The organism is Ottowia flava (assembly GCF_008017535.1).
Lineage (GTDB): Bacteria > Pseudomonadota > Gammaproteobacteria > Burkholderiales > Burkholderiaceae_C > Ottowia > Ottowia flava.
This window is the reverse complement of record NZ_VRUA01000020.1, coordinates 23,061-38,150: the sequence shown is the minus strand read 5'-3', so window position 1 is coordinate 38,150 and position 15,090 is coordinate 23,061. Positions and strand designations below refer to the sequence as shown.

12 protein-coding genes are annotated in these 15,090 nt (G+C 67.4%); 9 read left to right on the top strand and 3 right to left on the bottom strand.

Features of this window, described 5'->3' with window-relative positions; translation table 11 throughout:
* Nucleotides 1-70: 70 nt before the first annotated feature.
* Together FVQ98_RS16400 and FVQ98_RS16395 are read right to left on the bottom strand one after the other, a co-directional pair.
* A complete protein-coding gene (locus FVQ98_RS16400; protein ID WP_222707616.1) occupies nt 71-1,450 on the bottom strand; it encodes an MATE family efflux transporter in 1,380 nt (459 codons plus the stop codon).
* Nucleotides 1,447-2,172: a DUF2239 family protein gene (locus FVQ98_RS16395; RefSeq protein ID WP_147914532.1), complete on the bottom strand. Its 726-nt coding sequence runs from the start codon at nt 2,170-2,172 to the stop codon at nt 1,447-1,449. Before FVQ98_RS16395 ends, FVQ98_RS16400 begins: the two co-directional genes overlap by 4 nt.
* A 105-nt stretch (nt 2,173-2,277) precedes the next feature.
* Here FVQ98_RS16395 and FVQ98_RS16390 point away from each other — a divergent pair, with 105 nt between their 5' ends.
* From FVQ98_RS16390 to FVQ98_RS16350, 9 genes are all read left to right on the top strand, one after another.
* On the top strand, nt 2,278-3,798 hold the full coding sequence (locus FVQ98_RS16390) for a sigma-54 interaction domain-containing protein (RefSeq protein WP_147914531.1): 1,521 nt from the start codon (nt 2,278-2,280) through the stop codon (nt 3,796-3,798).
* Nucleotides 3,799-4,093: 295 nt separating this feature from the next.
* A complete protein-coding gene (locus FVQ98_RS16385; protein WP_147914530.1) occupies nt 4,094-5,281 on the top strand; it encodes a substrate-binding domain-containing protein in 1,188 nt (395 codons plus the stop codon).
* A 246-nt stretch (nt 5,282-5,527) separates the two neighbouring features.
* Nucleotides 5,528-6,367: an ABC transporter ATP-binding protein gene (locus FVQ98_RS16380; protein ID WP_147914529.1), complete on the top strand. Its 840-nt coding sequence runs from the start codon at nt 5,528-5,530 to the stop codon at nt 6,365-6,367.
* Complete coding sequence (locus FVQ98_RS16375) at nt 6,364-7,089, top strand: ABC transporter ATP-binding protein (RefSeq protein WP_147914528.1); 726 nt, start codon at nt 6,364-6,366, stop codon at nt 7,087-7,089. The genes FVQ98_RS16380 and FVQ98_RS16375 overlap by 4 nt, the downstream gene beginning before the upstream one ends.
* Nucleotides 7,090-7,171: 82 nt before the next feature.
* Nucleotides 7,172-8,152, top strand: coding sequence for a branched-chain amino acid ABC transporter permease (locus tag FVQ98_RS16370; protein WP_187265770.1), 981 nt, complete (start codon nt 7,172-7,174; stop codon nt 8,150-8,152).
* Between the two features lie 318 nt (nt 8,153-8,470).
* Nucleotides 8,471-9,580, top strand: a complete 1,110-nt coding sequence (locus tag FVQ98_RS16365) for a branched-chain amino acid ABC transporter permease (RefSeq protein WP_147914526.1) — start codon at nt 8,471-8,473, stop codon at nt 9,578-9,580.
* Nucleotides 9,581-9,590: 10 nt separating this feature from the next.
* Entirely contained in the window at nt 9,591-11,729 is a 2,139-nt protein-coding gene (locus FVQ98_RS16360; RefSeq protein ID WP_147914525.1) for a 3-hydroxybutyrate oligomer hydrolase family protein, read from the top strand.
* 205 nt (nt 11,730-11,934) lie between these two features.
* Entirely contained in the window at nt 11,935-12,933 is a 999-nt protein-coding gene (locus tag FVQ98_RS16355) for an ABC transporter substrate-binding protein (RefSeq protein WP_370512975.1), read from the top strand.
* Nucleotides 12,934-12,964: 31 nt separating this feature from the next.
* Entirely contained in the window at nt 12,965-13,849 is an 885-nt protein-coding gene (locus tag FVQ98_RS16350; protein ID WP_147914524.1) for an alpha/beta fold hydrolase, read from the top strand.
* A 147-nt stretch (nt 13,850-13,996) separates the two neighbouring features.
* On the opposite strand, the gene hemH is transcribed toward FVQ98_RS16350, so the two are convergent.
* Nucleotides 13,997-15,046 (bottom strand): ferrochelatase, encoded by a 1,050-nt coding sequence (gene hemH, locus FVQ98_RS16345; protein WP_147914523.1) that lies wholly within the window; start codon nt 15,044-15,046, stop codon nt 13,997-13,999.
* Nucleotides 15,047-15,090 lie beyond the last annotated feature (44 nt).

Genomic DNA, 15,090 nt, shown 5'->3' with positions numbered 1-15,090 from the left:
CTGCCCGCGCAAGTCGCTGTAGGGCCAGGGGCCCATTTCATGCAAATGCCTTCGCCGAGGGCCACCGGCATCACACCAGCCGCTCGATCTTCCGGTAGCGCCACACCAGCAGGTAGAACGCACTTTGCAACACCAGCATGGTGCAGAACACCACCGGGTAGGACATCCACACGCCGGACAGCCCAAAGCGTTCTGACAGCAGGTTGGCCGCCGGCAGCTGCACCAGCAAGATACAGCCCACGCTGATCGCCGTGGGCACCCACACAGTGCCGCTGGCGCGCATGACGCCCGCCACCACCGCCTGCATGCCAAACACCACGCTGGCCCACAGCATCACGTGCAGCAGCGAAGCCGCCATGTGCAGCACGCGCGGCTCGGTCAAGAAGAAACCCAGCAGCCAATTCGCCAGCACGTAGCCGATCAGCACCAGCGCGCCGGTGAGCACGAGGTTGAGCAGCAGGCCGGTGCGCACGATGGCGCCCAGGCGTTCCGCCCGGCCCGCGCCGATCGCCTGCGCGCCGAGGATGGACGCGGTGATGGCGATCGACAGCGCCGGGAACTGCACGTAGTTGACGATCTGGTTGACCGCGCCGTAGGCGGCCGTGGCGTCGGCGCCGTAATGGTTGACCAGGCCCAGGATGGCGAGTTCGGCCATCGCAATCGTCACCATCTGCACGCCCGTGGGCACGCCGATGCGCAGCACGGCTTTCAGCAGCGCCGGGTTGGGGCGCAGCGCGCGGCCGAGTTCGGCATCGGGCGCCAGCGGGTGTTTTTTGCGCCGCAGGTAGACCCACAAGAAGCCCAGCGCCACCGCAAACGACACCCAGCCTGCGACGGCGGCACTGACCACGCCCAGCTTGGGCAAGCCGCCCCAGCCGCGGATCAGCGCCGGCGTCAGCAGCAGGCCAACACTGGTGGACAGGCACAGCGCGAACAGCGGCGTGACCGTGTCGCCCACGCCGCGCAACAGCTGCGTGCTGAGGATGAAGACCAGCAACAGCGGCATGCTGAGCATCATCACGCGGGCGTAGGCCACGGCGTTGGGCAGCAGCTCCGGCGCGGTGCCCAGCGCGGCGAGCGCGGGCGCGGCAAACAGCTCACCCAGCACAGCGGCCAACAGGCCGATGGCCGCGCCCAAACCGAGCGCGGTGCCGGCGATGGCCTTGACCTTGTGCGGCTCGCGCGCGCCCCAGGCCTGACCGATCAGCACCGACGCGCCAGCGCCCACACCGATGATCAGCGCGATGAAGAAGAACACCACCGGGAACATGCCGGCCACCGCGGCCAGCGCGGGCGTGCCCAGCATCTGGCCGATGTAGACCGCGTTCACGCTGCCCGACAGCGACTGCAGGATGTTGGCCAGCACCATCGGGCCGAGAAAGGCCAGGTAGGTGCGCCACAGCGGGCGCCCCGCGGCGCCGGCAGCGCCCATGGCGGGACGGGCGCTCATGCGGAGGCCCCTTTGCGTGTGGGCGAGGGCTGGGGCGCCTTGGCCAACTGGGGGGATTTCTTGGGTGAGGTCGCCGAGCTGGCGCGGCGCGGCGTGGCCGCTGGTGGCTCGGGCGGCGTGTCCAGCGCGCCCTCGGTCAGCTCGTGCAAATGCGCCCGCACATCGCGCGGCCAGTTCGCGATGCACCGCCCGAAGGCGGGCCCGTCGGCGGCGAACAGGGCGCGCGCGGCCTCTTCAAACCCGGGCAGGTGGCCGGCGATGGCGCTCATGAACTTGTAGCTGCGCTCGCCCGCAGCGCGTCGCTGATCGGCCGATTCGCTTTGGCGCCGTGCTTGGTCGACCAGACGCCGCAAAGCCGCGGACGCTCCGCCGCGCTGGCTGGCCAGCCAGTCCCAGTGGCGCGGCAGCAGCGTGACTTCGCGCGCGACCACGCCCAAACGCGGGCGCCCGGCGCCGGGGCGCGGCAGTGCGGCATCGGGAGCAGCGCTGCGCCCCGCGGTCGCGTTGCTGGGCTGCGCTGCGCGCATGGCGGCCAGGCGCGCGGCCTGTTCGGGCGCGTGGGGGGCATCGACCGGGGCGCCGGTCGCGTCGTCAAAGACCAGCACCGGCCCGCCGTGCGGGGCTTGCGCGGCAAGCGCCAAGGCGATCTCGGCGTAGCTGCCGCGCGCGACCCGGCGGTCGCCGGCGAACGCGGTGTAGGAAGAGGAAGCGGATGTGGGCATGCAGAATATTTTACCCGGGTTTATTAATTTACCCGGATTTAATTTGATCTGGCCTGGCCGGGGCGCGCCGGTCGGTCGAGCGTCACGCGGCGCTACCATGCGGCCATGCCTGCGCCCTCCTCGCCTGCCCCGTCCGCCGCTTCGTCCCTGCCGCGCGACGCCGCCAGCATTCTGGAGCTAGCCGCGCGCTCCATGTTCGACCTGTTCGCCAGCGCCAGCGAGGGCATGCTGCTGGTCGACCGCGACGCGCGCGTGGTCTGGATCAACGACCAGTACCGGCGCTTTCTGCCTGCGCTGGGCTTCCCGCGCGAGGAAGACTTTGTCGGCCACCCGGTGTCGTCGGTGGTGCAGAACACGCAGATGCACCAGGTGCTGGAAAGCGGCAAGCCGATCCTGATCGACCTGCTGCACAACCGCGCGGGCACCTTTGTGGTCAGCCGCATCCCGCTGCGCGACGACGCGGGCGAGGTGATCGGCGTGCTGGGCATCGTGCTGTTCGACCAGCCCACGACCAACCTGCAGCCGCTGATCGCCAAGTTCGCCCAGTTGCAGCAGGAGCTGGACGACGCGCGCCGCGAATTGGCCAAGAAATCGCCCCCCAGCGCCCATGGGACGCGCGCGGCCCGCTACAGTTTTGCGAGCTTCATCGGCACCAGTCCGGCCGCGGCCGAGGTCAAGCGCCAGGCGCGCCGGGCCGCGCAGTCGAGCAGCCCGGTGCTGCTGCTGGGCGAAACCGGCACAGGCAAGGAGCTGCTGGCGCACGCCATTCACGGCGCGTCGGCGCGCGCCAGTGGGCCGCTGGTCAGCGTCAACATCGCGGCCGTGCCCGACACGCTGCTGGAGGCCGAGTTCTTCGGCGTCGCCCCCGGTGCCTACACCGGCGCCGAGCGCAAGGGCCGCGTCGGCAAGTTCAAGCTGGCCGACGGCGGCACGCTGTTTCTGGACGAGATCGGCGACATGCCGCCCGGCCTGCAGGCCAAGCTGCTGCGCGCGCTGCAGGACGGCGAGGCCGAGCCGCTGGGCAGCAACGAACTGGTGCGCTTTGACGCGCGCGTAATCGCCGCCACTAGCCGCGATCTGCAGGCGCTGGTGCAAAGCGGCCAGTTCCGCGAAGACCTGTACTACCGCCTGAACGTGCTGCCGGTGCGCGTGCCGCCGCTGCGCGAACGGCGCAGCGACATCCCCGCACTGGTGGAGGTGCTGGGCGAGGACATGGCGCTGCGCGGCAGCCCGCCACCCGAGCTGAGCGAAGGCGCGCTGGCCCTGCTGACGGCCCAGCGCTGGCGCGGCAACATCCGCGAGCTGCGCAACGTGCTGGAACAGGCCGCGCTGCGCGCCGACGCCGACCGCATCGACGCCGAGGAGATGGAAGCCCTGCTGCGCCAGTCGGGCCTGAGCCATGTGCAGCCCGCGCTGCCGCCCGAAGCGCCGCCCCCGGACGCCGGCGCGCTGCTGCGCCCGCTGGCCGAACAGGTGGCCGAGCTGGAGCAGCGCGCCATCGCCGCGGCGATGGCGTCAACGGGTGGCAACAAGCTGGCGACTTCGCGCCTCTTGGGCATCTCGCGCGCGACGCTGTATGAGCGCATTGGCAATGGCGCGCCGAAGGCCCTGGAAGGCGGGGCGTAAGGCTCCCCATGCAGCTCGGCTGCGCCCGGCGCGCGGGAAAACGTGCACGATGGGTCGATCAAGACGGGCTGGAAAGTCATCGCGACGCCCGGTAGACGAACAGCCATCCTCGGTGTAAACCCTGCCTGTATTTCAATCATTTGAATGTTTTTTGCACATATAAATTGACTGTTTTTTAGACATTCCTACGTTGCCAACTGGGCAACCCCAGTGATTTCAAGCACTTAGCAGCTGGCACGGGATATGCACTCCCTTGAAGCAAGTCCACTTTGATCACGCCCCGAGGAGATCGCCCATGCAACGCCGCCACCTTATCGCCCTGGCCACCCTGGCCGCCGTCATCGGCTCGCCCGCGCTGGCCCAGTCGGAAATCAAGATCGCGCACATCTACAGCAAGACCGGCCCGCTGGAGGCCTACGGCAAGCAGACGGCCGCCGGCCTGATGATGGGCCTGGAGTACGCCACTGGCGGCACGATGGCGGTGAACGGCAAGAAGATTCGCGTGATCGAGAAAGACGACCAGGGCAAGCCCGACTTGGGCAAGAGCCTGCTGGCCGCGTCGTACGCCGATGACAAGGTCGATCTGGCCGTGGGGCCCACCTCGTCGGGCGTGGCGCTGGCCATGCTGCCGGTGGCCGAGGAATACAAGAAGATCCTGCTGGTGGAGCCGGCCGTGGCCGATTCGATCACCGGCGACAAGTGGAACAAGTACATCTTCCGCACCGGTCGCAACAGCAGCCAGGACGCCATTAGCAACGCCGCCGCGATGGACAAGGACGGCGTCTCCATCGTCACGCTGGCCCAGGACTACGCCTTTGGCCGCGACGGCGTGAAGGCGTTCAAGGACGCACTCAAGCACGCCAAGATCGTGCACGAGGAGTACTTGCCGCAGAACACCACCGACTTCACCGCCGGCATCCAGCGCGTGGTCGATGCGCTGAAAGACAAGCCCGGCCGCAAGGCGGTGGAAGTGATCTGGGCCGGCGGCGTGCCGCCGTTCAACGCGCTGGCCGCGGCGGACCTGAAGAAGCGCTACAACATCGAGGTGTTCACCGGCGGCAACATCCTGCCGGCCATGGCCGCGTACAAGAACTTCCCCGGCATGGAAGGCGCGACGTACTACTACTTCGGCATCCCGAAGAACCCGGTGAACGACGCCATGGTCGCCATGAACTACAAGCAGAGCAAGGCGCCGCCGGACTTCTTCACCGCCGGCGGTTTCTCGGCCGCCATGGCGATCGTCACCGCGCTGAAAGCGACGGGCGGCGACACCAACACCAACAAGCTCATCAAGACCATGGAAGGCATGAGCTTTGACACGCCCAAGGGCAAGATGACTTTCCGCAAGGAAGACCATCAGGCCATGCAGAGCATGTACCACTTCAAGATCAAGAACGACCCAGCCTTCGCCTGGGGCGTGCCGGAGCTGGTGCGCGAGATCAAGCCCGAAGAGATGCAGGTGCCCATCCGGAATAAGCGTTGAACATCCCCCCTGAGCGGCTGACGCCGCTTCCCCCTTCTCTCGATTCGCGCGGCGAATCGGGAAGGGGGACGCCACCGGCGCGGCGGGGCGGCCCTTGCCCGGTGGCTGCTGGGGTGAGGCGCGCTCATCGGGCGGAGTTGTCGCTCATGGGTTAGCGCAGTGGTTTTCTATGTTTTTGATAGCTGCTTGCGCAGATGGCTCTAGTGCTGACAGCGGTTTTTGTTTGAAATTGGAGTCCTTGGCGACATGCTGGCCACCCAAGACCTGACGATTCGCTTTGGCGGCCATGTGGCCGTCAACGCGGTGACTTGCGCGTTTCAGCCGGGCACGCTGACGGCCATCGTGGGCCCCAACGGCGCGGGCAAGACCACGTACTTCAACCTGATTTCGGGCCAGCTCAAGGCCAGTGCGGGCAGCGTGCGGCTGGGCGATCAGGACCTGTCGGGCCTGTCGCCATCGGCCCGCACGCGCGCTGGCCTGGGCCGGGCGTTTCAGCTGACCAACCTGTTTCCCAACCTGCCGGTGCTCGAGAACGTGCGCCTGGCCGTGCAGGCCACGCTGGACGGCCCGCACCGCCGTGGGCTCAACCTGACCAGCATCTGGAGCGACCACCGCCGCCTGACGCAGCGCGCGCTTGAGATCCTGGACTCCGTGTCGATGGCCGACAAGCAGCACATGCCCGTGGCCAGCTTGCCGCACGGCGACCAGCGCAAGCTTGAAGTGGCGCTGCTGATGGCGCTCGATCCGCAGGTTTACATGTTCGACGAGCCGACCGCCGGCATGAGCCACGACGAGGCGCCGGTCATCCTGAACCTGATCCGTGAATTGAAGAAAGACAAGACCAAGACCATCCTGCTGGTCGAACACAAGATGGACGTGGTGCGCGAACTGGCCGACCGCATCATCGTGCTGACCAACGGCACGCTGGTGGCGGATGGCGACCCGGCGGAAGTCATCGCCTCGCCGGTCGTCCAGGAAGCGTACCTCGGGCTAACGCCCGAGGACGCTTTAGGCGGCACTGACGCTCTCCCCCATCCCGACCTTCCCCCATCCGGGGGAAGGAGCGAAGACAAGGAACCCGCATGAGTGATGTTCTGCTCAGCCTGGAAGGCGTGCACACCCACATCGGCGCGTACCACATCCTGCATGGCGTGGACCTGCAGGTGCCGCGCGGGCAGCTCACCATGCTGCTGGGCCGCAACGGCGCGGGCAAGACCACCACGCTGCGCACCATCATGGGCCTGTGGCAGGCCAGCCAGGGGCGCATCAGCTTCAACGGCCAGGACATCACGAAGAAGCACACGCCGCAGATCGCGCAGCTGAACATCGCCTACGTGCCCGAGAACATGGGCATCTTTGCCGACCTGACGGTGAAGGAGAACATGGTGCTGGCGGCGCGGCAGGCACGCACGGCGGCACAGATCGACCAAACCCGCCTGCAATGGATCTTCCAGTTGTTCCCAGCGGTCGAGAAGTTCTGGAACCATCCGGCCGGCAAGCTGTCGGGCGGGCAAAAGCAGATGCTGGCCGTCAGCCGCGCCATCGTCGAGCCGCGCGACCTGCTGATCGTGGACGAGCCCAGCAAGGGCCTGGCGCCCGCCATCATCAACAACATGATCGCGGCGTTTCAGCAGCTCAAGGCCAGCGGGGTGACGATCCTGCTGGTGGAGCAGAACATCCACTTTGCCAAACGCCTGGGCGACCGCGTGGCCGTGATGGACGATGGTCGCGTGGTGCACGCCGGTAGCATGCAGGCGCTGGCCGAAGACACGGCGCTGCAGCAGCGCCTGCTGGGGTTGTCGCTGTGATGAATTCCAAGCCCAATCATGCGTTGGCGCTACAACCACCTGCGCAGGCAGCTATCACACCGATAGCACGTTGAACATCTTCATGAAACTGGACATCGACTACCCACCGCTGCTGCTGGTGCCCGTGCTGGCGCTGGTGGCGCTGCCGCTGATCGGCTCTCCCTCCACCTGGCTGACGCTCACCGTGGCGGGCCTGGCCATGGGCATGATCATCTTCATCATCGCCTCGGGCCTGACGCTGGTGTTCGGACTGATGGACGTGCTGAACTTCGGCCATGGCGTGTTCATCGCGTTGGGCGCATTTGTCGCCACCAGCGTGCTGGGCGCGATGGGCGACTACACCCAAAGCGCCAACCTGTGGCGCAACCTAATGGCCGTGCTGCCGGCCATGGTGATCGCCATGGCGGTCGCAGGTGCGGTGGGCCTGGCGTTCGAGCGCTTCATCGTGCGCCCGGTGTACGGCCAGCATCTGAAGCAGATCCTGATCACCATGGGCGGCATGATCATCGGCGAAGAGCTGATCAAGGTGATCTGGGGGCCGCAGCAGATCCCGCTGCCGCTGCCCACGGGCATGCAGGGCTCGTGGCTGATCGGCGATGCGGCGGTGGAAAAGTACCGCGTGGTCGCCGTGGTGGTGGGCGCCATCGTGTTCGGCGCGCTGGCCTGGACGCTGTCGCGCACCAAGGTGGGTCTCTTGATCCGCGCCGGTGTGCAGGACCGCGAGATGGTCGAGTCGCTCGGCTACCGCATCCGCCGCCTGTTCGTGGGCGTGTTCGTGGTCGGCAGCGCGCTGGCGGGTCTGGGCGGCGTGATGTGGGGCCTGTACCAGCAGAACGTGGTGCCGCAGATGGGCGCGCAGGTCAACATCCTGATCTTCATCGTCATCATCATCGGCGGCCTGGGCAGCACCACGGGCGCGCTGATCGGCGCGCTGCTGGTAGGGCTGATGGCCAACTACACCGGCTTTCTGGCGCCGAAGGTGGCGCTGTTTTCAAACATCGCGCTGATGGTGGCGGTGCTGCTGTGGCGGCCGCAGGGTGTGTATCCGGTCGCGAATCGATGAACTCCCCCGGGATGATGAACTCCCCCCTGAGTCGCTTCGCGCCTTCCCCCCTCTCTCTGCGCGCTGCGCGCTTCGGGAGGGGGGACAACGCGAGTTGCCGGCGCAGGTCCGGCAACCGCGTTCGCTGGATTGGCCTGCTCCGCGGCCGTTCGCTCCGGGGTGTGCGGGCGGTGGCTGGGCTTGCGCGGACGTTGCGCTTGGCCGTGGCGCTGTGTCTTGGTGCAATACCGGCGCTTGCTTCGCATTGCACGTTGACTTCTTATTTGATAGCTGGCCGCGCAGATTCAGTGCGGGCTAGCGCTTGATTTCGTCTTGAACATGCTGAGCCGCCTCTTTTCCAACGACTTGCCGCGCAACCGGCTGCTGACGGTGATCCTGCTGGCCATCGTGATCGGGCTGGCGCTGGCGCCGTTTTTGTTTCCGGGGGTGAAGGCGCTGAACGTGGCGGCCAAGATCCTGATCTTCATCGTGCTGGTGGCGGCGTTTGATCTGCTGCTGGGCTACACGGGCATCGTCAGTTTTGCGCACACGATGTTCTTTGGCATCGGGGCGTACGGCATCGCGATCGCCACCACGCGCATGGGGCCGACCTGGGGCGCCATCGCGGTGGGGGTGCTGGGCGCGCTGGTGCTGTCGCTGCTGCTCTCGCTGGCGGTGGGCTTGTTTTCACTGAGGGTGCGGGCGATCTTCTTCGCGATGATCACGCTGGCGGTGGCGGCGGCGTTCCAGACGCTGGCGTCGCAGCTGTCGGACTGGACGGGCGGTGAGGACGGCCTCACTTTCAAGCTGCCCGAGGTGCTGATGCCCAGCTTCGAGCCGTTCGAGACCGAGGTCTTCGGCGTGCTGATCGACGGCAAGATCATCACGTACTACGGGTTGTTCGTGGTCGCGGTCGTGCTGTTTCTGGCGCTGCTGCGCATCGTCAACTCGCCCTTCGGCCGCGTGCTGCAGGCGATCCGCGAGAACGAGTTCCGGGCCGAGGCCATCGGCTACCGCGTGGTGGTGTACCGCACGCTGTCCAGCGTGATCTCGGCGCTGTTCGCCACGCTGGCCGGTTGCATGCTGGCGATCTGGCTGCGCTACAACGGGCCGGACACTTCGCTGTCGTTCGAGATCATGATGGACGTGCTGCTGATCGTGGTGATCGGCGGCATGGGCACGATGTACGGCGCGCTCATCGGCTCGGTGCTGTTCGTGGTGGCGCAGAGCTATTTGCAGGATCTGCTGCGTCTGGGCAGCGAGGCCACAGCCGGCGTGCCGGTGGTGTCCGCCCTGCTCTCACCCGACCGCTGGCTGCTGTGGATGGGCCTGCTGTTCGTCCTCTCGGTCTACTACTTCCCCACCGGCGTGGTCGGTAAGCTGCGCGCCCGCACCGAGGCGCGCAACCTGACGCGCAAGGTTTCAACCCCGGCCCCCCAGACCCCCTAGGAGACATGCCATGCGTTTGAGACTCAACCCCTTCGCCCTGGCCGTCGTCAGCGTTTGCGCCCTGAGCGCTTGCGGCGGCGGTGACGACAACGGCCCGCAGGAAGCCCTCAACCGCCTGCCGGCCGGCGTCGGCAGCACGAGCGTGAAGCACTACGATGGCGCCAGCGACGACCTGCTAACCGCTGGCCTCGGCGCCAGCGGCCTGCAGTCAGACACGGCACCGGCCATCGCCAACGCGCTGCAGCCCACGGCGGCCGAGTTGCGCCGCATGGCTATCTACCTGAGCTACCGCGGCATCGTCGACACCACCACCGGTGGCGGCTACGGCTCGCTCTACGGCCCCAGCGTGTCGGCCACCGGCGCCGTGACCAGCGGCAGCGGCAAGGTCCCGGGCGCCGAATACATCGCCCTGCGCGACGATGGCAGCGGCCGCCAGAACGTGACGCTGATGGCGCAGGTGCCGGACAGCTTCGACCCCAAGAACCCCTGCATCGTCACCGCCACCTCATCGGGCTCGCGCGGCGTGTACGGGGCCATCTCGACGGGCGAATGGGGCCTCAAGCGCGGCTGCGCCGTGGCCTACACCGACAAGGGCACGGGCGGCGCGCCGCACGACCTGATGAACGACACCGTGCCCCTGGTTGACGGTACCCGCACCAGCGCGGCAGCGGCCGGCAACCAGGCGCAGTTCAACGCCGGGCTTTCCGCGGCGGAGCGCGCTGCGTTCAACGCGGCGACGCCAGACCGCTACGCCTTCAAGCACGCGCATTCGGGCCAAAACCCCGAGAAGGATTGGGGCCACCACACGCTCGACGCGGTTCGGCTGGCGCTGTATGCGATCAACGACCGCTTCGGCGAAGTCGACAAGGAAGGCCGGCGTCTGGCCAGCTTCGGGCCTCGCAACACGCTGGTGATCGCCTCCAGCGTGTCCAACGGCGGCGGCGCCGCCATCGCCGCCGCCGAGCTCGACACCGAAGGCCTGATCGACGGCGTGGCGGTGTCAGAGCCGGCGATTGAGGTGCCCAGCGATGCACGCGTCAACGTGCGGCGCGGCAACCGCCTCGTGCCCACCGTGGGTCGCAACCTGATCGATTTCACCACCTACGCCAATCTCTTCCAGGCCTGTGCCTCGCTGGCGCCATCGGTCGCCGCTGCGCCTTTCGGCGCCGCATTTGCAGCGTCCTTTGACGCCAAGGCAGCGCCCATCGCCAGCGGGCGCTGCGCCGCCCTGCACGACGAAGGGCTGCTGCAAAGCAGCACCACCGCCACGCAAGCCGAGGAGGCGCTGCAGCTGCTGATGAACTACGGCTGGGAGCCCGAGTCGCTGGAGCTGTCGCCGTCGCACGCCGCCTTCGAGATCGCCCCCGCCGTCGCCACGACCTTCGCCAACGCCCTGGCACGCGCCCGCGTCAGCGACAACCTGTGCGGCTTCAGCTATGCCGCCACGGTCGCCACCGGTGGCGTGACCCAGTTGGCCCCCGCCGCGCTGGCCAGCATGGCCGCGGTCGGCAATGGCGTGCCACCATCGGCCGGTGTGAACCTGGTCAACAACCGCGCCGCGCAAGGGCCGGCGCGCGATTTTTTCAGCCTGACCCAGACCGGTAAATTCGACTGGAACCTGGACGGCGCGCTGTGCCTGCGCGAACTGGTCACGGGCGGCGATGCCTGGGCCGCGCGCCTGCAAACCGGCATGGCGGAAACCCAGCGCAACGGCAACCTGCGCGGCAAGCCGACCCTGATCGTGCATGGCCGCAGCGACGCGCTGCTGCCGGTCAACCACACCTCGCGCCCGTATTACGCGCTCAACCAGCGCGTCGAAGGCCAGGCCAGCCAGCTGAGCTACATCGAAGTGACCAACGCTCAGCATTTTGACGGCTTCATCGGCCTGCCCGCCGTGCTGCCCGGCTACGACACCCGCTTCGTCCCGCTGCACCTGTACCTGAACCGGGCGTTGGACGCGGTGTACGACAAGCTCAAGACCGGCAAGGCCCTGCCGCCCAGCCAGGTCGTGCGCACCACGCCGCGCAGCGGCACGCCCGGCAAGGCCGACCCGATCACGGCCGCCCAGGTGCCCGCGATCGCCGCACGCCCCGCTGCCGCCGACGCCATCAACATGTTGAACGCCAACACGGTCTTCATCCCCGACTGAGGCCCAGCCCGGGCGTGGCCCACATCCACGCCCGGGTGGTCCGTTCAAGGAATCTCATGCGTTTCTGGATGAAAAGCTGGCGCCACGCGGTGTTCGCGGCCTCGCTGTCCGCCGCTGCGGCGCTCCGCCCGCCTGCGCTGGCGGCCGAGCTGGTGGTGGGTCAGGTCGCCCCCTCACAGGCGTCCTCGCCAGCACCGGCGCGCAGATGGCGCTCGGCCCCAAGATCTGGTTCGACGAGGTCAACGCCCGCGGCGGCGTGCATGGGGCAAAAATCCGCCACGTGGTGCTTGACGATGGCTACAAGGTGCTCGACACCGTGCAGCGCACGCGCGAGCTGGTCCAACGTCCGGACTTGCTGGCATTGATCGGTTTTGCCGGCACCGCCAACATCGCTGAATTGCTGAACCAGAACGTGCTCCAGCAAGCGGGCGTCGCCTTGATCGCACCCTACACCGGTGGCGAGCCACTGCGGCAGCCCTTCAACCCGTGGATCTTCCATATCCGCGCCAGCTACGCCGACGAGACCGAGCACATGGTTGAGCACCTGCTCACCCTGGGCATGGACCGCATTGGCGTCGTCTACCAGAACGACGGCTTCGGCGAATCCGGGCTGGCGGGCGTCAAAGCGGCGCTGGCCAAGCGCAAACTGTCGCTGGTCTCCTCAGCCAGCTACGAGCGCAACACCGATCAGGTTGACCAGGCCGTTCGCACGATGCGGTCGGCCGACGTGCGCGCGATCATCATGGTCGCGGTCAACAAGCCTGCTGCCAGCTTCGCCAAGGGCTACCGCGCCGCAGGCGGAGGGGCCCAACTGTTCAACATCTCGGTAGTCAATCCCGCAGAGCTGGTGCAACTGGCGGGGCAGCAGGCGGTCCATGGCTTGGGCATCAGCCAAGTTGTGCCCTACCCCTACAGCCAGCAGCTGCCCGTCGTGCGCGAATACCAGACGCTGCTGCGCAAACACAGTCCCGGCGCCGAGATCAACTACACCAGCTTCGAGGAGTTTCTCGGCGCCAAGGTGCTGGTCGAGGCACTGCAGCGTGCCGGCCCCGCGCCGACGCGGGCCAAAGTGATTCAGGCCCTGGAATCGCTGCAGAACCTGGACCTGGGCGGCGTCACGTTCAGCTATTCACCCACCCAGCGTGTCGGCTCGCGCCTGGTCGAGGTCACGGTTCTCAGCCGGGACGGAAAACTCCTGAAGTAGCCGTTCGTCCATCCTATTTCGCTCTCTGATCATGTCCCCCTCGTCACACTACCTCACCTGCGCTGGCCGAGAAATCCACACCATGGATTGGGGCGAGCGCGATGCGCCGGTGATCATCGCCTGGCACGGCCTGGCGCGCACGGGGCGCGACATGGATGAGCTGGCCGCGCACCTGTCGGCGCAGGGTTGGCGCGTGGTCTGTCCGGACACCATTGGGCGCGGCCTCAGCCAGTGGGCGGCCAATGCCAAGGACGAGTACTGCCTGGCCTTTTACGCCCGGCTGGCGCGCGAGCTGCTGGACCAGCTGGGCGTCGAGCGCTGCCACTGGATTGGCACGTCGATGGGCGGCGCCATCGGCACCGTGTGTGCCAGCGGCTATTTCGAGCCGACGATGAAGGCCCGCATCCAAAGCCTGACGCTCAACGACAACGCGCCGCAGCTCGCCGCGCCGGCGCTGGAGCGGATCAAGGCCTACGCCGGTCAGCCGCCCGCCTTCGCCACAGTGACCGAACTCGAAGGCTTTCTGCGCACCGCCTACAAGCCCTACGGCGTGTTGACGGACGCGCAGTGGCGCCGCATGGCCGAAACCAGCACGCGCCGCCTGCCGGACGGCCGCGTCACCACGCATTACGACCCGGCCATCGTCGGCCAGTTCATCCACTACCCCGATGACTACCTGCTGTGGCACCACTATGACGTACTGCAGATCCCGGTGCTGCTGCTGCGCGGCGTCGAATCCGACCTGGTGCTGAAAGACACGGCCGAAGAAATGACGCACCGCGGCCCGGGCGCGCGCGGCCTGCTGCAATGGGAAGAGATCGCCGGCTGCGGCCACGCACCGGCGCTGAACGTTCCGGGCCAACTTGCGCTGATCGATGGCTTTCTGGCCAAGGCCAGGCACGACGCGCTGGCCTGAGCCGGGCCCCTGGCGAATGGTTGAACTGAACTGCAGGCCGAGCGACCAGGACATCCCATTTTCTATCGAATCAGCCTGCAGCCCTACAACCATCAGCGCGGGCAGCTACTCTATTAATAGCGAATAATCGCCAACGGAGCCGCCTCGTCATCCTCCGGCGCCCCTCGCATGCCCGCGCGTTGGCCAGCCCTGCAGGTGTTCCTGCACCAGTTCGGCCAGCGCGGCGAGCCAGACCGGGTTGTCGTTCAGCGCCGGGATGTACTGCAACTGCTTGCCGCCTGCACACACAAAGGTGTCGCGGCCTTCCATGGCGATCTCTTCCAGCGTCTCCAGACAGTCGGCGACGAAGCCGGGGCAGACGACGTCCACGCGCTCGGCCCCGGCCGCGCCCAGTTCGACCAAGGTGTCGTGCGTCGATGGCCCCACCCATTTCGCCTTGCCAAAGCGCGACTGGAAGCTCAGCACCCATTCGCTGTCCTTCAGCGCCAGGCGCTCGGCCAGCAGGCGCGCGGTCTCGACGCATTCGGCATAGTACGGGTCGCCCAACTTCACCGTGCGCTCAGGCACGCCGTGGAAGCTCATCACCAGCTTGTTCGGTCGGCCGTGCGACTGCCAATGCTGGTGGATGACCCGCGTCAGGGCCCGGATGTAGCCCGGGTCGTCGTAGAAGCGGTCGATGAAGCGCAACGCCGGCACGTGGCGCGCGCCGCGCGCCCAGTCGGCCACGGCGTCCACCACGCTGGCCGTGGTCGTGCCGGAATACTGCGGGTACAGCGGCACCACCAGCACGCGAGTGCAACCGCGCGCCTTCAGCTCGTCCAGCTGCGACGCGATCGACGGGTTGCCATACCGCATGGCCAAGCGCACGCTGACGGCGTGACCGCGCTCACCCAGGTAGCCGCGCAGCATGGTCGCCTGCTTGCGGCTCCACACCATCAACGGCGAGCCTTCGGGCAACCACACGCTCTGGTACTTGGCGGCCGACTGCTTGGGCCGGGTGCGCAGGATCACGCCGTGCAGCAGCGGCTTCCAGGCCAGAGGAGGAATTTCCACCACGCGCGGGTCGCTCAGGAATTCGGCCAGATAGCGCCGCGTGGCGGCGGGCGTGGCCGCATCGGGCGTGCCCAGATTGCAAAGCAGGATGCCGGTGCGTCCGGCCTGATCGGGTGGCACCTGCGGTTCGGGTCTAAAACGCATGCGCTATTCTCGGGCATGCCGGATTGATGCCTGTGGCCGACCCG

Excerpts from the sequence above, each read along its gene's own strand:
- FVQ98_RS16400 (WP_222707616.1), bottom strand. The coding sequence starts at position 1,450 with ATGAGCGCCCGTCCCGCCATGGGCGCTGCCGGCGCCGCGGGGCGCCCG.
- FVQ98_RS16395 (WP_147914532.1), bottom strand. The coding sequence starts at position 2,172 with ATGCCCACATCCGCTTCCTCTTCCTACACCGCGTTCGCCGGCGACCGC.
- FVQ98_RS16390 (WP_147914531.1), top strand. The coding sequence starts at position 2,278 with ATGCCTGCGCCCTCCTCGCCTGCCCCGTCCGCCGCTTCGTCCCTGCCG.
- FVQ98_RS16385 (WP_147914530.1), top strand. The coding sequence starts at position 4,094 with ATGCAACGCCGCCACCTTATCGCCCTGGCCACCCTGGCCGCCGTCATC.
- FVQ98_RS16380 (WP_147914529.1), top strand. The coding sequence starts at position 5,528 with ATGCTGGCCACCCAAGACCTGACGATTCGCTTTGGCGGCCATGTGGCC.
- FVQ98_RS16375 (WP_147914528.1), top strand. The coding sequence starts at position 6,364 with ATGAGTGATGTTCTGCTCAGCCTGGAAGGCGTGCACACCCACATCGGC.
- FVQ98_RS16370 (WP_187265770.1), top strand. The coding sequence starts at position 7,172 with ATGAAACTGGACATCGACTACCCACCGCTGCTGCTGGTGCCCGTGCTG.
- FVQ98_RS16365 (WP_147914526.1), top strand. The coding sequence starts at position 8,471 with ATGCTGAGCCGCCTCTTTTCCAACGACTTGCCGCGCAACCGGCTGCTG.
- FVQ98_RS16360 (WP_147914525.1), top strand. The coding sequence starts at position 9,591 with ATGCGTTTGAGACTCAACCCCTTCGCCCTGGCCGTCGTCAGCGTTTGC.
- FVQ98_RS16355 (WP_370512975.1), top strand. The coding sequence starts at position 11,935 with ATGGCGCTCGGCCCCAAGATCTGGTTCGACGAGGTCAACGCCCGCGGC.
- FVQ98_RS16350 (WP_147914524.1), top strand. The coding sequence starts at position 12,965 with ATGTCCCCCTCGTCACACTACCTCACCTGCGCTGGCCGAGAAATCCAC.
- hemH (WP_147914523.1), bottom strand. The coding sequence starts at position 15,046 with ATGCGTTTTAGACCCGAACCGCAGGTGCCACCCGATCAGGCCGGACGC.